Here is a 21077-nt window from a genome sequence, read left to right as displayed (position 1 = left end):
GTCAGACCGACTCCTGCCCACGCAACTGCCCGTCGCCGACCACGATGTACTTCTCGCAGGTCAGGCCTTCCAGACCAACCGGTCCACGGGCGTGCAGCTTATCAGTAGAAATGCCGATCTCGGCACCCAATCCATATTCGAAGCCATCGGCGAAGCAGGTCGGGGTGTTGAGCATCACCGAGCTGGAGTCGACCTCGGCCAGGAAACACCGGGACTCGGCCAGGTTTTCGGTGACGATCGAGTCCGTGTGATGAGAACCGTAACCATTGATGTGCTCGACGGCCATCTCCAGCCCGTCGACGATACGAATCGACAGGATCGGCGCCAGGTATTCGGTACTCCAGTCTGCCTCCGTCGCCGCGACCGCCTCGATGATCGAACAGGTACGTTCACAACCGCGTAACTCGACGCCCTTGGCGCGGAACTGTTCGGCCATGGCCGGGAGGAATTCGCCGGCAACGGCCTGGTCTACCAGCAGCGTTTCCATAGCACCGCAGATGCCGTAGCGATAGGTCTTGGCGTTGAAGGCGATACGGCGGGCCTTCGCCAGGTCGGCATGGGCGCTGACATACACGTGACAAATACCGTCCAGGTGTTTGATCACCGGCACTCGGGCGTCACGACTGACTCGCTCGATCAGGCTCTTGCCGCCACGAGGAACGATCACATCGACGTACTCGGGCATGCCGATCAGCGCACCGACAGCGGCACGGTCGGTAACTTCCACCACCTGTACCACGGCGGCCGGCAAACCGGCCTCATACAGACCACGCTGGATACAGGTGGCAATGGCGCGATTGGAGTGAATCGCCTCGGAACCACCGCGCAGGATAGTGGCGTTGCCGGACTTGAGACACAAGCTGGCGGCATCGATGGTCACGTTCGGGCGCGACTCGTAGATGATCCCCACGACCCCCAGCGGCACACGCATTTTGCCGACCTGGATACCCGACGGCCGGTAGCTCATGTCCCGAATCGCCCCAATTGGGTCCGGCAGGCTTGCCACCTGGCGCAGGCCCTCAATCATGCTGTCAATTCGCCCCGGGGTCAGTGCCAGACGCTCGACCAGCGCCGGCTCCAGGCCGTTGGCGCGGGCAGCAGACAGGTCGAGTTCGTTGGATGCGCCCAGCTCGTCACGAGCAACATCCAGCGCGGCGGCGGCAGCATGCAGCGCGTGGTTCTTCTGCGCGGTGCTGGCACGGCCAATCACGCGGGAAGCCTCGCGGGCGGCGCGACCCAGGCGGGTCATGTAGTCAAGAACGGACTCAGTCATGGTCTAAGGGGGTCTTGGCAAAGAGGAAAGCGCCCGATTATAGCTGTCGCGCCGCCTCACGCACAGCGGTGCCGAGCGGATGGTTGAAATCGGACACAAATAGCGGCCATTCAGCCTCGATTAAGGGCAAAGTCGGTATGATTGGCGTCCGACCCGCCTTGAATGCCGCTCAAGAACGATGCCCAAGATAACCTCCCTGCCCCTGCCGAACGCGCTGCCCGATGCCTTTTTTGACCGCGACGCGCAACTGCTCGCCCGCGAACTGCTGGGAAAAGTCATACGCCATCGCGTCGGCGACCTGTGGCTGGCGGCACGCATCATAGAGACCGAAGCCTATTACTTCGAAGAAAAAGGCAGTCACGCCTCGCTCGGCTATACGCAAAAGCGTAGGGCTTTGTTTCTCGATGGCGGGCACATCTACATGTACTACTCCCGCGGCGGCGACTCGCTGAACTTCAGCGCCCAGGGGCCGGGCAATGCAGTGCTGATCAAATCGGCCCAACCTTGGGTGGATGAACTGTCGGGACCGACCAGCCTGGCACAGATGTTGCTCAACAACCCCGACGCCAGGGGCCTGGCCCGCTCGGAGCAGAAGCTATGTGCCGGGCAGACGCTGCTGTGCAAGGCGCTAGGCCTGAAGGTGCCGGCCTGGGACGCCAAGCGCTTCGACCCCCAGCGATTGTTTGTCGAGGATGTCGGCAACCGACCGGCGCAGATCATCCAGACCACCCGTCTGGGCATCCCCCTGGGCCGCGACGAGCACTTGATGTACCGCTTCGTCGACGCCGCCGATGCCACGTATTGCACACGCAACCCATTGCGACGCGGGCAGGTCGAAGGTCGCGACTACATTTTACACAAGTGCGCTCACCACCAAGCTTCGGCCTGACATAACCTCCCAGGAGCCCTCACCCCGGTTGCCTGCCCCAAATAAGGAAATCGCCCATGGGCCCGTGGCTCGATAACATCACCGGTTGGTTGACGGCTAATCCGCAGTGGCTCGGTCTCGCCATATTTATCATTGCCTGTGTCGAATGCCTGGCCATTGCGGGCATCATCGTGCCCGGTACCGTTCTACTGTTCGCCATCGCCGTACTGGCCGGCAGCGGCGCCTTGCCCCTGGGCGAAACCCTGCTGCTGGGGTTCTTCGGCGGTTTGCTCGGTGATGGGCTGTCCTACGCTCTGGGCCGACGCTTTCATCAGAACATCCGGCGTCTGCCAGGGCTACGCCAGCATCCGGAGTGGATGAGCGCGGCCGAGTCCTACTTTCAACGCTACGGGATCGCCAGCCTGTTGGTCGGACGCTTTATCGGCCCGCTACGCCCGATGCTGCCGATGATCGCCGGCATGTGCGACATGCCACTGCCACGCTTTATCGGTGTCAGCCTGCTGGCCGCAGCCGGCTGGTCCGTGGTCTACCTGCTACCCGGCTGGGCCACCGGCGCGGCTTTTCGCCTGCCGTTGCCCGAAGGTTTCTGGCCACAGACCGCCGTGGTCGCGGCGGGCCTGGCAGCACTGATCGGGCTGTGCATTCATTGCAACCTCAAACGCCATCCGAAGTCCACAATCCTCATCTCGGCCCTGAGCCTGGCCCTGCTGGTCGGCCTGTTCTTCGGCTATCCGCACCTAAAGGCCTTCGACCAGGGCCTGATGACGCTGGTCCAGGAACACCGCGACAGCAGCTTTGATTTTATCGCCGTGATGGTCACCCGCCTGGGCGACTTCCAATCCCAGTTCACCGTCGCGGCGGTCCTCACGACCCTACTGCTGCTCGCTCGCCAATGGCGCCATGCGCTGTTTTTCGCTGGCACCCTGGCGATCACCGCCCTCGGCAACAGCGCCACCAAACAGCTGTTTGCGCGCATACGCCCGGAAGTGCTGACCGATCCGATCACCAGCTATAGCATGCCCAGCGGCCACAGCTCGGGATCGTTCGCCTTTTTCCTGATACTTGCCGTGCTGGCCGCTCGCGATCAGCCGCCACGGATGCGCATGACCTGGCTGTTGCTCGGCTGCCTGCCAGCCTTTGCGGTGGCAATGTCGCGGGTATATCTGGGGGTGCATTGGCCGACCGATATCCTCGCCGGAGCATTGCTGGCAATTGGCGTTCTGGCGGCCAGCCTGACCCTTAGCCAGCGCTATATGCCACTCACTGCCATGTCGCCGCGCACCTGGTGGCTGATCTTGCCGGCTGCCGTTGCGTTGTATGGATTTCACGCGTTATGGCATGTGCAGCACCAGATGTTGCGCTATGCCTATTAGCACAGCGGGCTGTCACGAAGCGTTCGCAACAGCGTTATCCGCTCACGCGAAGAGTTCACCCCGTAACTCATCAAGCAGTACCTGGATCGCATCCAACCGTTGCCGCGGATCGTCCAGTTCCAGTAAATCGATCTTGTCGACATCGGAAAACGGCAGCAGATAAGCCAACTGATTCGCCAGCGACTGCTGCCCGGCGGCTTGCATGCCCATGCTCAACGCCGCCACCATCGGGTGCTCGGCCAGGGCCTTGAGCAGCGCCAGCAGATCCTCGTCCTCATCCTCCAATGGCTGCTCGGGAATTTCATCCAGCCACTCGACGTCAGCGACGGTCAACTGGTCCTTTTGCAACTCACTGCCGAGCACGCGGAAGCGTCGACCGCCCTCCACGCGGATGCCCAGCAGGCCGTTATCTTGCTGTTCGAAGTCGCGAATCAGCGCTTCACAGCCGACCTGGGCAAAATCCTCCGGCGCACGGCCGACTTCTCCTCCCTCCAGAATGCACACCACGCCAAAGCCACTGCCTTGCTTCATGCAGCGACTGATCATGTCCAGGTAGCGCGCCTCGAAAATCTGCAGATCGAGGGTGCAGCCGGGGAACAGCACCGTGTTCAGGGGAAACAGCGCCAGGGTCATAAAGGTTTCCTTAAACCAGCCATGTCACCGCCAACGGTAACAACACCGCCGTGGACACGCCCATCAAACTCATCGCCAGCGCCGCGAAGGCACCGCATTCGTCACTTTCCTGCATGGCCACCGAGGTACCCACCGCATGAGCCGTCATGCCCAGTGCCATGCCCCGCGCCTCGGGACGGTGAACACCTAGGCGCGTCAACATATTCGGCCCAACCACGGCCCCCACCACACCGGTGATCAGCACAAAGACCGCCGCCAAGGCCGCCACGCCACCGATCTGCTCGGCCACCAGCATGGCAATCGGCGAGGTCACCGACTTCGGTGCCATGGTCATCAGCATCCGGTGGTCGGCACCGAACAACCAGCCCAACAGCACACACAACCCGGTCGCGATCACTCCGCCAATCACCAGCGTAGTAAAAATCGGCCAGAACAACTGCCGGATCCGCCGCAAATTGAGGAACAATGGCACCGCCAGCGCGACCGTCGCCGGGCCGAGCAGGATACTGAGGATTTCGGTGCTCTTGCGGTATTCGGCATAGCTCAGATCACACAGCAGCAGAACACCGACTACCAATACCATCGACACCAACACCGGCTGCAGGAAGACCCAACGGGTTTTCTCGAACCCAGCCAGCACCAGTTGATAGGCGCCCAGGGTAATGCCGATACCGAACAACGGGTGGTGGATCATTGCGGCCCAAGCGCCGGACCAATCGAGCATCATGGCTGGCCCTCGCGCCGATCCTTGCGTTGCACCAGCCAGTTCATCAGCACCCCGGCCAGGGCCATGGAGATCAGTACCGAGAGCACCAGCGAACCGACTATCGCCCAGAAATTCGCGGCAATCTGCGTGGCATAAACCATCACGCCCACCGCCGGCGGCACCAGCAGCAAAGGCAGGTAGCGCAGCAGACTGGCGGCCGCTTCGTTCAACGGCGCGCCTACTTCGCCGCGCACCATCAGAAACACCAACAACAGCAGCAAGCCGATGATCGGCCCCGGCAACACCGCTACACACAAATGATTGATCGCCGTGCCAAGCAACTGAAACAGCACCAGCCAGGTCAGGCCGCGTAGCAACATCAGACACCCCTTTGGATTTCCCCCAATAACGCCGCCCATTATAAACACGCCGACACAGCGGCATTCGCCAAAGCTGGTGGCCTGCACGGTGAGTTCGTTCGCTCAAATTCGGATGACCAAGGGACTGTGACGAGTCATAGCCGGGCTATGGCGAGGAACAGCAACGCAAGCCAGGGATTTATGGCGCCGAAATTGACTCATAGAACTAACCACACAGGCCACTAGACCGGCCATAAATGCCGTGATGATCTACAGTGGATGCCAGGGGCCGCAAGGCTCCGTAGGAAACCTCGCCAAGCGGCGATCAGGAAGTTCTCGTCCAGCGCCTGCCCAAGGCCTGAAAGAACGCAATAAACCAAGGAGAGGCTCAATGCCCTATGTACCCGTAGCGCAACTCTACGACTATGTCGGCCAGGAACTGGGACGTTCCGAATGGCTCACCATCGACCAGGAGCGCATCAACCTGTTCGCGCAAGCCACTGGCGATTATCAGTTCATCCACGTCGATCCGGTCAAGGCCGCGCAAACGCCGTTCGGTACCACCATTGCCCACGGCCTCCTCTCGCTGTCGCTGATGCCCAAGCTGATGGAAGACATCCTTGTGCTTCCCGAAGGCTTGAAGATGGTGATCAATTACGGTCTCGACAGCGTGCGGTTCATTCAGCCGGTGAAGGTCGACTCCCGGGTGCGCCTCAAGGTCGAACTGAGCGATGCCATCCAGAAAAAGCCCGGCCAATGGCTGCTCAAAGCCATCGCCACCCTGGAAATTGAAGGCCAGGAAAAACCCGCCTACATCGCTGAACCGCTGTCGCTCTGTTTCGTCTGAGGCAGTCTGCGAGTACCGGCACGAAACAGTGACACCACTGTTTCGTGCTCTCCCCCCTAGACACCACATAATGCTACGGCATACTCGATCCTCTAATTGCCCGGATCCCGTTATGCGCCCACTTGTGCCCCTTGCTCTAACTCTGCTGCTCGCCGCCTGCGGTGATGGCGAATCACTACTACCGCCAGATGCCCGTCTGCCGGACGGTGGTCGCTATCGCGGGGAAGTGGTCAATGGCCTGCTGCAAGGCCAAGGGCGCATCGACTACCCCAGCGGCAGCTGGTACGCCGGCCAGTTCGATAATGGCCAATGGCATGGCGACGGCGAGTGGCACGGTAGCAACGGCGAGGTCTACAAGGGCCAGTTCCAGCAGGGCCTGTTCCATGGCCAAGGCACCCTGACCACCCATGACAGCAGCTACATCGGCGGTTTCAAGCTGGGGCGCCGCAACGGCGAAGGCACCCTCAAAGAAGCCGGCATGACCTACCGGGGCGAATTCAAGGACGATCAATATTCCGGCCTCGGCCACCTGGAGCTGGAAGACGGCAGCCAATACCAGGGGCAGTTCGCCCATGGCAAACCCAATGGCGAGGGCCAGCGCAGTGATTCGAGCGGCAACCTGTTCACCGGCCGTTTCGTCAACGGTCAGTTGGAAGGCATCGGGACCTTCAACAGTGCCGAAGGCGATCAGTACACCGGCGGTTTCAAGCACAATCAGTTGAACGGCAAGGGGCGCTATGAAAACGCCGACGGCGACGTCTGGATGGGTGAGTTCAAGGACGGCGTGCTCAATGGCAAGGGCGAGCTGATTGGCGTCGACGGCAGCCACTATCGCGGTGAGTTTCGCGAATGGCGCTTTGCCGGCTTCGGCCACCTGAGCCTGGACGACGGCAGTGCCTACAGCGGCGAATTCGCCGGCGACACCTACCAGGGCCGTGGTGCCCTGACCCTGGCCGATGGCACCGTACAGAGCGGTGTCTGGGCTAATGGCCAACGGGTTCGCGATGCCGATGGCAAGCTGCTGCCGGATTCACTGGAGCTAGGCCTGTTGGCCCAAGGATCGTTGTTGGACAAAGCCCTGGCCGCCGTTCCCGCCTCCACCCCGGCCATCGAGCTGTACAGCCTCGCGTTGGCGGGTGACGGCAAACAGAGCGTATTCCTGCGCGAAGCCGATTACGTCAACAAAATGCTCGCCACGCGCTTTGGCGCCTACGGCCAGATCACCCTGGTGAATCATCGCGACCACCTGGTCGATCGTCCGATGGCTACCCGCGAGAATCTGCGTCGCGCCGCCCGGACCCTGGCTGAACGTAGCGGCCCGGAAGACCTGATCTTCATCTACCTGACCAGCCATGGCAGCCACGAACACGAGCTGGTGTTGGACCAACAACGCCTGGAACTGGCCGACCTGCCAGCCGATGAACTGGCCTCGGTCCTGGCCCCGCTGAAGAATCGCGACAAAATCGTCGTTATCTCAGCCTGTTATTCCGGGGGATTCATACCCGCCCTCAAAGATGAAAGAACTTTAGTCATGACCGCCTCGCGAGCTGATAAGGTGTCCTTTGGCTGCTCCGAGGAGGCTGATTTCACCTACTTTGGCGACGCTCTGTTCGCCCAGGCACTGAACCAGACCGACGATTTGCAGCAAGCGTTCAACCTCGCCAAGGCCCATGTGGCCGACCGCGAACAAGCGGACAACTTCGAGGCTTCGGAACCTCAGATCTGGGCGCCCAAAGGCGTACTGGCCCATTGGCAGCAACTACGCAAACAACAAGCACGAAAAGCATTGCAAAGCGCTTCGCTGGACAGCAAGGAAGCCAAGAGCAACTAAGCTGACTCGTAAGGGAGATATTTTTATGTACTTGACGCCTCAGCACATCCTGCTCGCTGGAGCCACCGGCCTGACCGGTGAACATTTACTCGACCGCCTGCTCAATGAGCCTACGATCAGCCGTGTGCTCGCCCCATCGCGGCGGCCCCTGGCGAAACATCCACACCTGGAAAACCCGGTCGGCGAGCCGGAAGTGTTCCTGGCGCAACTGAGCGGGCGTGTCGACGTAGCCATTTGCTGCCTCGGCACCACCATCAAACTCGCCGGTTCCGAAGCAGCCTTTCGCGCCATCGACCATGACATGGTCGTCGCTTTTGGCAAGCGCGCCCGGGAGCTGGGCGCACGGCACCTGATCGTAGTCAGCGCGGTGGATGCCAACCCACAATCCAAGGTGTTCTACAGCCGGGTCAAGGGCGAGATGGAAGAGTCGTTGAAGGCGCAGAACTGGCCGCAACTGACGATTGCCCGGCCATCGCTGTTGCTGGGCGAACGCACGGAACCGCGCCTGGTCGAGCGGCTGGCGGGCGCCTTGTCGAAGTTGATTCCCGGCAAATATCGCGGGATCGAAGCCTGCCAGTTGGCCCGGGCACTGTGGCGCCTGGCGCTGGAAGAGCAAGATGGGGTACGAATCGTCGAGTCGGATGAATTGCGCCGGCTGGGCAAATAACCCACCGATCTCATCGATCGCTCTTTTACGGCAAGCTTGTGGCGAGCAAGCTTGCCCGCTCCCACTCGTTAATACACGAGCCTACAAGCCACCCGTCGCCTGAAACCCAACGCCCAATACCGTCAACACCGACAGCGGCAACAGCAGCGTGTCGAGCAAGGCACTGGCCGGCAGGTCGACGCCCGGATAGCTCGGTGCCTCGGCGCCGAAGCGGTCGCTGGCACAGCATCCGCCTTGTATCGCATACAGGTCCAGCCGCGTCCCGGAATAGACGATGGGGGCCCCGGTCTTGCCGGCGTCCAGCGTGCGCACCGTCGCACACCCCGCCAGTAGCAAGGCCAGCAACAGGTACAGCGGCGACTTACTCATCGCTGCTCAAATGATGTTCACCCCAGCGCGGCAACATATCCTGAGGAATGTTCAGCACATTGAGAATCCGTGCCACGACAAAATCCACCAGGTCGTCGATGGTCTGCGGCTGGTGATAAAAGCCCGGCGACGCTGGCAGGATGGTTGCGCCCATGTTCGACAGCTTGAGCATGTTCTCCAGGTGAATACTCGAATACGGCGCTTCACGTGGCACCAGGATCAGTTGCCGACGTTCCTTCAAGGTAACGTCCGCCGCCCGCTCGATCAGGTTGTTGCACGCCCCCGTGGCGATAGCCGACAAGGTCCCGGTAGAACACGGCACCACCACCATCGCCGCTGGCGAGCCAGAACCCGAGGCAACCGGCGACATCCAGTCTTCCTTGCCATAAACGCGGATCTGCCCCACCTGCGCGCCAGTGTATTCGCTCAGGAACGCCTGCATCGTCTGGGGTTTGGGCGGCAAGCTGACATCCGTCTCCGTTGCCATTACCAATTGTGCAGCCTTGGAGATCAAGAAATGCACCTCACGGTCCTCGCGCACCAGGCAATCGAGCAGGCGCAAGCCGTACTGCGCACCGGACGCACCGGTCATCGCCAGGGTGATGCGTTCCGGGCCGCTCACTGCAAGGCCTCGGCCAGCTTGCCGTGCAGGCCGCCGAAGCCGCCGTTGCTCATGATCACCACGTGAGTGCCCGGTTTAGCCTGGCTTTTCACGCGTTCGATAATACCGTCGAGGGAGTCACTGACAATCGATGGCACGGTGCACAAGGCGGCGGTCGCCCCCAGGTCCCAGCCGAGATTGGCCGGTGCATACCAGATCACCTGGTCGGCCTGGACCACGCTTTGCGGCAAACCGTCACGATGGGCACCGAGCTTCATGGAGTTGGAACGCGGTTCGATAATGGCAATTATCGGCGCATCGCCGACCTTCTTGCGCAAGCCGTCGAGGGTCGTGGCAATAGCCGTCGGGTGATGAGCGAAGTCGTCATAGAGACTCACGCCATGGACTTCGGCGACTTTCTCCATGCGCCGTTTCACGCTCTTGAAGGCACTCAGGGCCGCGATGCCCATGGAAGGCACTACGCCAACATGGCGGGCCGCCGCCAGGGTGGCCAGGGCGTTGGCGACGTTGTGCTGACCGGTCATGTCCCACTCGACCACACCTTGCGCGACGCCTTCGAACATCACCTCAAAACGCGAGCCGTCCTCACTGAGCAACTTGACCTGCCATTGCCCGCCGACACCGGTGGTCTGCACCGGCGTCCAGCAGCCCATCTCGATCACGCGCTGAAGGGCCGGCTCGGTGGTCGGATGAATCACCAGGCCGTCGCTGGGGATAGTGCGCACCAAATGGTGGAATTGTCGCTCGATGGCTGGCAGATCCGGGAAAATATCCGCGTGATCGAACTCCAGGTTGTTCAAGATCGTCGTGCGTGGGCGGTAGTGGACGAACTTGGAACGCTTGTCGAAGAATGCGCTGTCGTACTCATCGGCCTCGATCACGAAGAACGGCGTAGCGCCCAACCGGGCCGATACCGAGAAATTCTGCGGCACGCCACCGATCAGGAAACCTGGGCTCATGCCCGCGTGCTCCAGCACCCAGGCCAGCATACTGCTGGTGGTGGTCTTGCCATGGGTGCCGGCAACGGCCAGGACCCAGCGGCCTTGCAGCACATGATCGGCCAGCCACTGTGGGCCGCTGACATAGGGCAGGCCCTTGTTCAGTACGTATTCGACGGCGGGGTTGCCACGGGACATGGCATTGCCGATCACCACCAGGTCGGGTGCCGGATCAAGCTGGGTCGGGTCGTAGCCCTGGGTCAGCTCGATGCCCTGTGCCTGCAATTGCGTGCTCATTGGCGGATAGACGTTGGCATCGGAGCCCGTCACGTGATGGCCCAGCTCTTTGGCCAGAACCGCCATCGACCCCATGAAGGTGCCGCAGATACCCAGAATATGAATGTGCATAGTCGACCTCGTAAAACATGGCGGCAGGTTAGCCCAGGGCGGGCGAAATCGCACCTGGTGTTTCAGGTTCGAGGGCCTTGCCGGGCGATGCCGTGCTTGCGCAGCTTTCTATAGAGGGTATTGCGACTGATCCCCAGTTGCCCGGCGGTATGGGTCATGTGCCAGCGCTGCTGCTCCAGAGCGTTGAGCAAGGCCAGGCGCTCGGCATCTTCCAGCGCACGCTCCGGGATCCGGTCAAGCGCCATCGGCGTGTTGGGCGGTGGCGCCTGGCGAATCATCGCCGGCAGGTGCGCCATACCGATCAATCCATCATCAGACAACGCCGTTAGCGTGCGCAGCACCGTGCGCAACTGCCGCACGTTGCCCGGCCAGGCGAAATCCAGCAGCGCCTGGCGCGCTGGCGCATCGATCAACACACGCTGCCCGGCGGCTTCCTCCGCCAGCAGCAAATCCAGCAATTGGGACTTGTCGCTGCGTTCACGCACGGGCGCCAAACCGATTTCCAACCCATTGAGCCGATAATACAAATCCTCGCGGAAGCTGCCGTCCCGCACCCGCTCCAACAGATTACGGTGGGTCGCACTGACAATCCGCACATTGACCGCTTCGGGTTCTCCACCGATCGGCACCACCTGCCGATCCTCCAGCACCCTCAGCAATCGGGTCTGCAATGCCAGCGGCATATCGCCGATCTCATCGAGAAACAGTGTGCCGCCATCGGCCTGCTGCAACTTGCCACGCATGCCTTCCTTGCGTGCGCCGGTAAAACTGCCCCCCCGATAACCAAACAACTCACTTTCGATCAGGCTTTCCGGAATCGCGGCGCAGTTGAGGGCGACAAAGGCCTTTTGCGCACGCCGACTGGACCGATGCACCGCCTTGGCGAACACTTCCTTGCCCGAGCCGGTTTCGCCGTTGATCAGCAACGGCACATCGCGCTCGAAGACCCGCAACGCCTTGCAAAAATCATTCTGCAAGCCCTCATCGCCCAGGCAAATGCCCGACAGGTTGCCCCGTTCGCGGCTGACCGGTGACGGCGCCAATGGCTTGGGCACACTGCGCGGCTGGCCGCGCAACACCGCGAACAACCCACGCCCATCCTGTGTGCGTAACGGCCAACTGGCGCTGGCCTGGGCACTCGCACGGCCAAACAATTCATCCAGTGGGCAATCGAAAAAAGCATCCACCGACTGCCCCAGCAACTCGCCGCGGGTATGTCCCAGCAAGTTCAAGGCGCTCTGATTGACCGCGCTGATCCGCCCTGCGCCGTCGAACGCCAGCAGCCCCTCGCTGAACAGGCCCACGGACTCGGCCTGCAGGTGAAAGCGCAGTAACCAGTGTTTGTCGTAATAACGCAGGAAATAGCAGCTCTCGATCATCTTCGCCGAGAGGTTCACCAGGGCCATGGTGTGGAATTGGCTCTGCCGGGACACCTCGGGGCGCGCGGAGGACACATCCAGCACCGCCAACAATTCACCCTGGGGATCGAAGATCGGGCTGGCCGAGCAGGTCAAGCCGGTATGGCGACCGCGAAAGTGTTCGTCCTGGTGAATGGTCAGCGACTGCCGCTCCACCAGGCAGGTGCCAATGCCATTGGTGCCTTCACAGGCCTCGCTCCAGTCGGCGCCGAGCCAGAGCCCGGCGCGCTCGAATATCCGGCGCTCGGTGGCTGCGGTGACACAGTTGAGGATCACGCCCTGGGAATCGGTCAGCAACACCGCATGACCGGCGCCGGAGAGTTGCTGATGCAGACTGGTCATTTCGTTGCCGGCGATCTGCAGCACCTGCTTGAGGCGCTCGCGACTTTCCAGCAGGCGGTCGTGCTCAAGTACCGTGGGAGCGACGTTCAAGGAAGGGTCGAGGTGATAATCCTCAAGACAGCGCAGCCAGGAGCGGGCAATGGACGGATCGCTGCCCGGGCCATGCAACTGCTGCCTACCTTGGGTCACGATCAGCACCTGCCGGGCGTGACGACTCAAATGGTTGTTGTGCATTTCTGGTGATTCTCCCGGGGGTGCGAGTCGCGGGGCCGAAGCGAATGTCCAGCATCCTCCAGCCACCCACGCATTGCAATCGCTCCACGACCGATGCGTCACAGGCTGTACCAATAACGTTACAAACTGTCACCCAGGCTGTACCCACCACGCCACAATGCATCGGCCACGACTTCGTACCTATGCCGCCAAGCTCTGTTGCAGTGGGGTTTGGGCGCACTGGCCCGACCTTTGCTCTACGCCTTACTCAGCGCGACTCCCTTATAAGCACAAAGCCAAGGAGACACTCACCATGCGTTACGCCCATCCTGGTACCGCCGACGCCATCGTTTCGTTCAAAGCCAAGTACGGCAACTACATCAATGGCCAATTCGTCGCCCCCGTGGACGGCCAATACTTCACCAACACCTCGCCGGTGAACGGTCAGCCGATTGCCGAGTTCCCGCGTTCCAATGCCAAGGACATCGACAAGGCCCTGGACGCCGCCCACGCCGCGGCGGATGCCTGGGGCAGCACCTCGGCCCAGGCGCGCTCGCTGATCCTGCTGAAGATCGCCGACCGTATCGAACAGAACCTCGAACTGCTGGCCATCACCGAAACCTGGGACAACGGCAAGGCCGTGCGTGAAACCCTCAACGCCGACATCCCGCTGGCCGCCGACCACTTCCGCTACTTCGCCGGTTGCCTGCGCGCCCAGGAAGGCAGCGCCGCCGAGATCGACGGCAACACCGTGGCCTATCACATCCACGAACCGCTGGGCGTGGTCGGGCAGATCATCCCATGGAACTTCCCCCTGCTGATGGCCGCGTGGAAACTCGCCCCAGCCCTGGCCGCCGGTAATTGCGTTGTCCTCAAGCCCGCCGAGCAGACCCCGCTGGGCATCTGCGTGCTGATGGAACTGATCGGCGATCTGCTGCCGCCAGGCGTGCTGAACGTAGTGCAGGGGTTCGGTAAAGAAGCCGGCGAAGCCCTGGCCACCAGCAAGCGCATCGCCAAGATTGCCTTCACCGGTTCGACTCCGGTCGGTTCGCACATTATGAAATGCGCAGCCGAAAACATCATTCCGTCCACCGTGGAGCTGGGTGGCAAATCGCCGAACATCTTCTTCGAAGACATTATGCAGGCCGAGCCAAGCTTTATCGAAAAAGCCGCCGAGGGCTTGGTACTGGCGTTCTTCAACCAGGGCGAAGTCTGCACCTGCCCATCCCGCGCCCTGGTGCAGGAATCGATCTATGACGAATTCATGCTGGCGGTGATGAAAAAGATCAGCCAGATCAAGCGTGGCGACCCACTGGACACCGATACCATGGTCGGCGCCCAGGCCTCCGAGCAGCAATTCGACAAGATTCTTTCCTACCTGGAAATCGCCAAGGGCGAAGGCGCGCAACTGCTGACCGGCGGTAAGGTGGAGAAACTCGAAGGCAACCTCGCCAGCGGTTACTACATCCAGCCGACCCTGCTCAAGGGCACCAACAAAATGCGCGTATTCCAGGAAGAAATCTTCGGCCCGGTGGTCAGCATCACCACTTTCAAGGACGAAGCCGAAGCCCTGGCGATCGCCAACGACACCGAGTTCGGCCTCGGTGCCGGCTTATGGACCCGCGATATCAATCGCGCCTACCGCATGGGTCGGGCAATCAAGGCCGGTCGCGTATGGACCAACTGCTACCACCTGTACCCGGCGCATGCCGCGTTCGGTGGTTACAAAAAGTCCGGTGTTGGCCGTGAAACCCACAAAATGATGCTCGACCATTACCAGCAGACCAAGAACCTGCTGGTGAGCTACGACATCAACCCACTCGGGTTCTTCTAAGCCCTGACACCGCTATCGTCAGCCAACTGGCTCCAGGTTTTTGGGTCACTCAAATCGTCCCGATTCGACCCGGATACCGCCGCAGCCAGTTTGGCCGAGGATGAGGTCCCACAGGCACTCCATAACGCCCGGCCACCCAGGCTCGGGCAACCCATGCCCGCCGTTCGGCGACGCAACATCGAAAGTCCGATACATCCCACAATAAAAAAGACAAGCGAGGACTTATGACAACACCCACAGAACTCAAACCGACCCTCGGCACCCTGCACCTGTGGGGCATTGCGGTCGGGCTGGTGATCTCCGGCGAATACTTCGGCTGGAGCTATGGCTGGGGTACCGCCGGCACCCTGGGCTTCCTGGTCACCGCGCTGATGGTGGCGACCATGTACACCTGCTTTATCTTCAGTTTCACCGAACTCACCACCGCGATTCCCCATGCCGGCGGGCCATTTGCCTACAGTCGCCGCGCCTTTGGTGAAAAAGGCGGGTTGATTGCCGGCATTGCCACCCTGATCGAATTCGTCTTCGCTCCACCGGCGATTGCCATGGCGATCGGCGCCTACCTCAACGTCCAATATCCCGGGCTCGATCCGAAGATCGCCGCCGTTGGCGCCTATTTCGTCTTCATGACCCTTAATATCCTCGGCGTTAGCATCGCCGCCACCTTCGAACTGGCGGTCACCGTACTGGCCGTTGCCGAACTGCTGGTGTTCATGAGCGTGGTCGCGCCGGGCTTCAGCTTCAGCAATTTCGTCCTCAATGGCTGGTCGGGCTCGAACACCTTCAGCATCGACTCGATCCCCGGCATCTTCGCCGCCATCCCCTTCGCCATCTGGTTCTTCCTCGCCATCGAGGGTGCCGCCATGGCCGCCGAAGAAGCCAAGGATCCCAAGCGCACCATTCCCAAGGCCTACGTCAGCGGCATCCTGACCCTGGTATTTCTGGCCATCGGCGTGATGGTCATGGCCGGTGGCGTCGGCGACTGGCGCCAGTTGTCGAACATCAACGACCCACTGCCCCAGGCGATGAAAGCCGTGGTCGGCAGCAACTCGGGCTGGATGCACATGCTGGTGTGGATTGGCCTGTTCGGCCTGGTGGCGAGCTTCCACGGGATCATCCTCGGCTACTCGCGGCAATTCTTCGCGCTGGCCCGGGCCGGCTATCTGCCCCCTTCGCTGGCAAAACTCTCGCGCTTCCAGACACCTCATCGCGCCATCCTGGCGGGTGGTGTGATCGGTATCGCGGCGATCTACAGCGATGGTCTGGTCAACCTGCAAGGCATGAGCCTGACGGCGGCGATGATCACCATGTCGGTATTCGGCGCTATCGTGATGTACATCGTCAGTATGCTCAGCCTGTTCAAACTGCGCAGGACCGAGCCCAACCTGGAGCGGACCTTCCGCGCGCCGGGTTATCCGATCATTCCCGGCATCGCCCTGGCGCTGGCAATGGTCTGCCTGGTGGCGATGGCCTGGTTCAATATGCTGATCGGCCTGGTTTTCCTCGGTTTCATGGCGGCGGGCTTCATCTACTTCCAGTTGACCGCGCACCAACGCTCGCGAGCCCCGGCGGACGCTATGCTCACGGGTAACTGAGTTGCACTCGTGCGGGGCGCCCGCCCTACAAAACGACAACGCCAACCCATCGTGGCGAGAGGCTTGCCACAATGGGTTGTTCGCCGCCACAGAAACAGTCCGGACTCAGGAGGACACAGTCCATGGCCACATTCGCCCACTCCGTCGGCGCCCAGACCTATCGTTTCGATAGCCTCAAGGAGCTCATGGCCAAGGCCAGCCCCGCACGCTCCGGGGACTTCCTTGCCGGCATCGCCGCACAGAACGACGGCGAGCGCGTCGCCGCCCAGATGACCCTGGCCAATGTTCCGCTCAAGCATTTCCTCGAGGAAACACTGATCCCCTATGAAACCGATGAAGTCACCCGGCTGATCATCGATACCCACGACAAACAGGCCTTCGTGGCCGTCAGCCACTTGACCGTCGGCGGCCTGCGCGACTGGTTGCTCAGCGACGCCGCCGACGAACAGAGCTTGAGTGCCCTGGCCCCCGGACTGACCCCGGAAATGACCGCCGCCGTATCGAAGATCATGCGCGTGCAGGACTTGGTCCTGGTCGCCCAGAAAATCCGCGTCGTCACCCAGTTTCGCGGCACCCTCGGCCTGCGCGGTCGCCTGTCGACCCGCCTGCAGCCCAATCATCCGACCGACGACCCCGCTGGCATCGCCGCCAGTGTTCTCGACGGCCTGCTCTACGGCAACGGCGACGCCATGATCGGCATCAACCCGGCCACCGACAGCCTGAGTTCGATCTGCGACCTGCTGCACCTGCTCGATGCGGTCATCAGGCGTTACGAGATCCCGACCCAAGCCTGCGTGCTGACCCATGTCACCACCTCCATCGAGGCGATCAACCGTGGCGTGCCGCTGGACCTGGTGTTCCAGTCCATCGCGGGCACCGAGGCAGCCAATGCCAGCTTCGGCATCAACCTCAACGTCCTGCAGGAAGGCTACGACGCCGGCCTGAGCCTGAATCGCGGCACCCTCGGGCAGAACCTGATGTATTTCGAGACCGGCCAGGGCAGCGCCCTGTCGGCCAACGCGCATTTCGGCATCGACCAACAGACCTGCGAAACCCGCGCCTACGCCGTGGCCCGGCACTTCAAGCCGTTCCTGGTGAACACCGTGGTTGGCTTTATCGGCCCGGAATACCTCTACAACGGCAAGCAGATCATCCGCGCCGGCCTTGAGGACCATTTTTGCGGCAAGCTGCTGGGGGTGCCTATGGGCTGCGACATCTGCTACACCAACCACGCCGAAGCCGACCAGGACGATATGGACACCTTGCTAACCCTGCTGGGCGTGGCCGGGATCAACTTCATCATGGGCATCCCCGGCTCTGACGACATCATGCTCAATTACCAGACCACTTCGTTCCACGACGCCCTCTATGCCCGCCAGACCCTGGGCCTGAAGCCCGCGCCGGAATTCGAACAATGGTTAGCAAAGATGGGTATCTTTACCCAGGCCGACGGCAAGGTGCATTTTGGCAACCGCCTGCCCCCGGCGTTTCGCCAGGCACTGGCGCAGCTCGGATGAACGACATGGCCAAACAGATCGATAGCGACAACCCCTGGCTGCCACTGCGCCGCCTGACCTCGGCGCGGATCGCCTTAGGCCGCACGGGCACCAGCCTGCCCACCCGCGCACAACTGGATTTCCAGTTCGCCCATGCCCAGGCCCGCGATGCCGTGCATCTGCCATTCGATCACGCCGGCCTGAGCGCCCAACTGGTCGCAGGCGGGCGCGCCACCCTGCTGCTGCACAGTGCCGCCGCCGACCGTCACAGCTATCTGCAACGCCCGGACCTGGGGCGCAAGCTCGACAGCGCTTCGACCCAACAGCTACACGAACATACCTTGGCCAATCCCGGAGGGGTCGACCTGGCCATCGTCGTCGCCGACGGCCTCTCGGCCCTCGCCGTGCATCGCCATGCGGCACCGTTCCTGGCGCGCTTGGAAGAGCAGATCGCGGCGCAAGGCTGGTCGTTGTCACCAGTGATGCTGGTCGAACAGGGTCGCGTGGCGGTGGCCGATGAGATCGGCGAACGGCTGGGCGCAAAGATGGTAGTGATCTTGATCGGCGAGCGGCCGGGCCTGAGCTCGCCGGACAGCCTGGGGTTGTATTTCACCTATAATCCAAGGGTCGGTTTGACCGACGCCTACCGCAACTGCATCTCCAACGTCCGGCTGGAGGGCATGAGTTACGGCATGGCTGCTCACAAACTGCTGTACCTGATGAAAGAAGCTTGCCGCCGACAACTGTCGGGGGTCAGTCTCAAGGACGAGGCCCAGGTGCAAACATTGGAAAGCCAATCGGATGTCCATTCAAACAGCAACTTCCTATTGGGTCCCAGCCAAGACTGATCGTCATCCGGATTGCGCTTTCGCGGCGCTTTGGCAAACATCCGCGTTACGACTGCCCGAGTGCACCGTTTGCCGTCATATCGAAGAAGTTGAGGCCTGATCTATGCGGATTACCCAAGCGACCCAGGAACATCTGGACCTGTTGACGCCCCTGTTCGTCAAATACCGTGAACTCTATGGCGCGCCGCCTCTCCCTGATTCGTCCCGTGACTTCCTGGAAAAGCGTCTGCGCCGCAAAGAGTCGGTGATCTACCTGGCCCTGGCGGACGATGACGACAACAAACTGCTCGGTTTCTGCCAGCTCTACCCCAGCTTCTCCTCGCTGTCCCTCAAGCGCGTGTGGATCCTCAACGACATCTACGTGGCCGAACACGCCCGGCGCCAACTGGTGGCCGACAACCTGATGCGCACGGCGAAGAAAATGGCCCGCGAAACCCACGCGGTACGGCTGCGGGTGTCCACCAGCAGCGACAACGAGGTGGCGCAGAAGACCTACGAATCCATCGGCTTTCGCGAAGACAGCCAATTCAAGAATTACGTGTTACCGATCAGTGAAGACTGATCGTCCAGGACCACTCTCTGCGGGAGCTGGCTTGCCCGCGAAGCGGCTAGCGGCCTCCTCGGGCCCTGCACAAGCTCGCTGCCACGGTGTCAGGCGCCTACACCCGCCCCGCGACATCCTTGGCTACAAACTCTACAGGCAGAATCCTCTCTAGCTCTTATAATCCAGACTTCCCAAGAATGTACGAAAAAACTACATTCGACGTAGTTAACTACGCGTCTACTTTTCTTTGCACAGGTCTGCCGAGCCAGACCGTCAACACAGGTGCCACCCATGGATTTCAACCCGCTAGACCTGATCCTGCATCTCGATGTGTACCTCGACCTGCTGGTTAACAATTACGGGCCATGGATCTATGCCATTCTGTTTCTGGTGATCTTCTGCGAAACCGGCCTGGTGGTCATGCCGTTTCTGCCGGGCGATTCGTTGCTGTTCATCGCCGGCGCGGTGGCTGCCGGTGGCGGCATGGACCCGGTCTTGCTAGGTGGCCTGCTGATGGCAGCGGCGATCCTCGGCGACAGCACCAACTACATCATCGGCCGAACCGCCGGCGAAAAACTCTTCAGCAACTCGAACTCGAAGATCTTCCGTCGCGACTACCTGCAAAAGACCCACGATTTCTACGACCGCCACGGCGGCAAGACCGTGACCCTTGCGCGCTTCCTGCCGATCCTGCGGACCTTTGCCCCATTCGTCGCCGGCGTCGGCAAGATGCCTTATCCGCGCTTCGTCATGTTCAGCGTACTGGGTACCGTACTCTGGGTCGGCGGCCTGGTGACCCTGGGCTACTTCTTCGGCAATGTGCCTTTCATCAAGAAAAACCTGTCGCTGCTGGTCGTCTTCATCATCATGCTGTCACTGGTGCCCATGATTATCGGCGTGCTGCGCAGCCGCTTCGGCGCTACGTCCAAAGCCGAGACACACTGAAACCGTGTGGTCGCTGAGTGCCTGGCGTCGGCAGCGGATCCTCGCCCGTCATCCCGTCGCCGCCGAAACCTGGCAGCACGTGCGCGAACACCTGAGCCTTCTCGACGGTCTGAGCGACGCCGAGGAGCGCTGGCTGCTAGAGCACAGCGTGCTGTTCCTCAATGAAAAACATCTGAGCGCCCTGCCCGGTGTCGAACTGGACCCGCAAAGCCGCCTGCTGCTGGCGGCCCAGGCGCAACTGCCGTTGCTACACCTGGGCGACCTCGACTGGTACTCGGGTTTCCACGAGATCATCCTCTACCCGGACGATTTCCTCAGCCCGCAGCGCCATCGAGATGCCAGCGGCGTCGAGCACCAATGGGACGGCGAACACAGCGGCGAAGCCTGGCAGCGCGGACCGGTCATCCTCTCCTGGCCAGGCGTGCTCGCCAGCGGTGCCTGGGAAGGCTACAACCTGGTGATCCACGAACTGGCGCATAAACTCGACATGCTCAACGGCGACGCCAACGGCCTGCCGCCACTGCACCACGACATGCGGGTCAGTGAGTGGGCCAAGGTGATGCAACACGCCTACGACGACCTCAATCGCCAGTTGGACCACCACCCCGACTCCGAGACCGCCATCGACCCCTATGCGGCGGAAAATCCGGCGGAATTCTTCGCGGTTACCAGCGAATATTTCTTCAGCGCTCCGGATTTGCTGGTCGCAGCCTACCCGCGAGTCTATGAGCAACTGCGCGCGTTCTACCGCCAGGACCCGCTGACCCGGTTGCGGCACCTGCAGGCCCATGACTTACGGTATAAGACTGAAGCCTAAAGCCCGCGCGTCCTGCGACACGTGGCATCCACCCTGGAATGTGCCTATAATCGCCGCCACTTTTTGGTCAATCCGACCAGTGTTTTTGGGTCAACTAACGGGGGCATCGC

The 21077-nt window shown here is 61.5% G+C and carries 20 protein-coding genes; 12 read left to right on the top strand and 8 right to left on the bottom strand.

The features are described from left to right. Position 1 precedes the first annotated feature (1 nt). Positions 2 to 1273 (bottom strand): glutamate-5-semialdehyde dehydrogenase, encoded by a 1272-nt coding sequence (locus tag BMX68_RS07940; RefSeq protein ID WP_026013110.1) that lies wholly within the window; start codon positions 1271 to 1273, stop codon positions 2 to 4. A gap of 178 nt (positions 1274 to 1451) precedes the next feature. Between BMX68_RS07940 and BMX68_RS07935 the strand changes: the two genes are divergently transcribed. Then, entirely contained in the window at positions 1452 to 2162 is a 711-nt protein-coding gene (locus BMX68_RS07935; protein WP_017131407.1) for a DNA-3-methyladenine glycosylase, read from the top strand. Between the two features lie 56 nt (positions 2163 to 2218). Continuing rightward, positions 2219 to 3535, top strand: coding sequence for a bifunctional DedA family/phosphatase PAP2 family protein (locus BMX68_RS26595; RefSeq protein WP_017131406.1), 1317 nt, complete (start codon positions 2219 to 2221; stop codon positions 3533 to 3535). Between the two features lie 42 nt (positions 3536 to 3577). On the opposite strand, the gene BMX68_RS07925 is transcribed toward BMX68_RS26595, so the two are convergent. From BMX68_RS07925 to BMX68_RS07915, 3 genes are read right to left on the bottom strand one after another with little or no spacing between them, the layout of a single operon-like run. Further along, a complete protein-coding gene (locus tag BMX68_RS07925; protein ID WP_017131405.1) occupies positions 3578 to 4168 on the bottom strand; it encodes an LON peptidase substrate-binding domain-containing protein in 591 nt (196 codons plus the stop codon). Between the two features lie 10 nt (positions 4169 to 4178). After that, complete coding sequence (locus tag BMX68_RS07920) at positions 4179 to 4895, bottom strand: LrgB family protein (RefSeq protein WP_017131404.1); 717 nt, start codon at positions 4893 to 4895, stop codon at positions 4179 to 4181. Further along, a complete protein-coding gene (locus BMX68_RS07915; protein WP_017131403.1) occupies positions 4892 to 5254 on the bottom strand; it encodes a CidA/LrgA family protein in 363 nt (120 codons plus the stop codon). Before BMX68_RS07915 ends, BMX68_RS07920 begins: the two co-directional genes overlap by 4 nt. Positions 5255 to 5624: 370 nt before the next feature. Between BMX68_RS07915 and BMX68_RS07910 the strand changes: the two genes are divergently transcribed. The 3 genes from BMX68_RS07910 (at position 5625) to BMX68_RS07900 (ending at position 8578) form a co-directional block, all read left to right on the top strand. Further along, positions 5625 to 6080, top strand: a complete 456-nt coding sequence (locus BMX68_RS07910) for a MaoC family dehydratase (RefSeq protein ID WP_017131402.1) — start codon at positions 5625 to 5627, stop codon at positions 6078 to 6080. Positions 6081 to 6192: 112 nt separating this feature from the next. Next, on the top strand, positions 6193 to 7911 hold the full coding sequence (locus tag BMX68_RS07905; protein WP_017131401.1) for a C13 family peptidase: 1719 nt from the start codon (positions 6193 to 6195) through the stop codon (positions 7909 to 7911). 25 nt (positions 7912 to 7936) lie between these two features. Further along, positions 7937 to 8578 carry an oxidoreductase gene (locus BMX68_RS07900; RefSeq protein ID WP_017131400.1) on the top strand — a complete coding sequence of 214 codons (642 nt, stop codon included), beginning with the start codon at positions 7937 to 7939 and terminating at the stop codon, positions 8576 to 8578. A gap of 81 nt (positions 8579 to 8659) precedes the next feature. On the opposite strand, the gene BMX68_RS07895 is transcribed toward BMX68_RS07900, so the two are convergent. The 4 genes from BMX68_RS07895 to BMX68_RS07880 all read right to left on the bottom strand — a co-directional run bounded on the left by BMX68_RS07895 (position 8660) and on the right by BMX68_RS07880 (position 12909). Continuing rightward, positions 8660 to 8947, bottom strand: a complete 288-nt coding sequence (locus BMX68_RS07895) for a YceK/YidQ family lipoprotein (RefSeq protein ID WP_017131399.1) — start codon at positions 8945 to 8947, stop codon at positions 8660 to 8662. Beyond that, positions 8940 to 9569 carry a flavin prenyltransferase UbiX gene (gene ubiX / locus BMX68_RS07890; protein ID WP_017131398.1) on the bottom strand — a complete coding sequence of 210 codons (630 nt, stop codon included), beginning with the start codon at positions 9567 to 9569 and terminating at the stop codon, positions 8940 to 8942. The genes BMX68_RS07895 and ubiX overlap by 8 nt, the downstream gene beginning before the upstream one ends. Further along, the gene (gene mpl / locus BMX68_RS07885) at positions 9566 to 10915 is read right to left on the bottom strand and encodes a UDP-N-acetylmuramate:L-alanyl-gamma-D-glutamyl-meso-diaminopimelate ligase (protein ID WP_017131397.1); all 1350 of its coding nucleotides are present in this window, start codon (positions 10913 to 10915) and stop codon (positions 9566 to 9568) included. The genes ubiX and mpl overlap by 4 nt, the downstream gene beginning before the upstream one ends. A gap of 62 nt (positions 10916 to 10977) precedes the next feature. Next, on the bottom strand, positions 10978 to 12909 hold the full coding sequence (locus BMX68_RS07880) for a sigma-54-dependent Fis family transcriptional regulator (RefSeq protein WP_017131396.1): 1932 nt from the start codon (positions 12907 to 12909) through the stop codon (positions 10978 to 10980). A 292-nt stretch (positions 12910 to 13201) separates the two neighbouring features. Here BMX68_RS07880 and exaC point away from each other — a divergent pair, with 292 nt between their 5' ends. The 7 genes from exaC (at position 13202) to BMX68_RS07845 (ending at position 20967) form a co-directional block, all read left to right on the top strand. After that, on the top strand, positions 13202 to 14722 hold the full coding sequence (exaC, locus tag BMX68_RS07875) for an acetaldehyde dehydrogenase ExaC (RefSeq protein WP_017131395.1): 1521 nt from the start codon (positions 13202 to 13204) through the stop codon (positions 14720 to 14722). 224 nt (positions 14723 to 14946) lie between these two features. Continuing rightward, positions 14947 to 16317 (top strand): ethanolamine permease, encoded by a 1371-nt coding sequence (eat, locus tag BMX68_RS07870; RefSeq protein ID WP_017131394.1) that lies wholly within the window; start codon positions 14947 to 14949, stop codon positions 16315 to 16317. 122 nt (positions 16318 to 16439) lie between these two features. Next, on the top strand, positions 16440 to 17834 hold the full coding sequence (locus BMX68_RS07865; protein WP_017131393.1) for an ethanolamine ammonia-lyase subunit EutB: 1395 nt from the start codon (positions 16440 to 16442) through the stop codon (positions 17832 to 17834). Next, on the top strand, positions 17831 to 18661 hold the full coding sequence (gene eutC, locus BMX68_RS07860; protein WP_017131392.1) for an ethanolamine ammonia-lyase subunit EutC: 831 nt from the start codon (positions 17831 to 17833) through the stop codon (positions 18659 to 18661). Before BMX68_RS07865 ends, eutC begins: the two co-directional genes overlap by 4 nt. Positions 18662 to 18764: 103 nt before the next feature. Further along, entirely contained in the window at positions 18765 to 19223 is a 459-nt protein-coding gene (locus BMX68_RS07855; RefSeq protein WP_017131391.1) for a GNAT family N-acetyltransferase, read from the top strand. Positions 19224 to 19496: 273 nt separating this feature from the next. Then, positions 19497 to 20150: a DedA family protein gene (locus BMX68_RS07850; RefSeq protein ID WP_017131390.1), complete on the top strand. Its 654-nt coding sequence runs from the start codon at positions 19497 to 19499 to the stop codon at positions 20148 to 20150. Positions 20151 to 20154: 4 nt separating this feature from the next. Beyond that, a complete protein-coding gene (locus BMX68_RS07845; RefSeq protein WP_017131389.1) occupies positions 20155 to 20967 on the top strand; it encodes a M90 family metallopeptidase in 813 nt (270 codons plus the stop codon). Positions 20968 to 21077 lie beyond the last annotated feature (110 nt).

Source organism: Pseudomonas agarici, assembly GCF_900109755.1.
GTDB lineage: Bacteria > Pseudomonadota > Gammaproteobacteria > Pseudomonadales > Pseudomonadaceae > Aquipseudomonas > Aquipseudomonas agarici.
The sequence above is the reverse complement of the archived record's forward strand: the minus strand, read 5'-3'. Positions and strand labels throughout refer to the sequence as shown.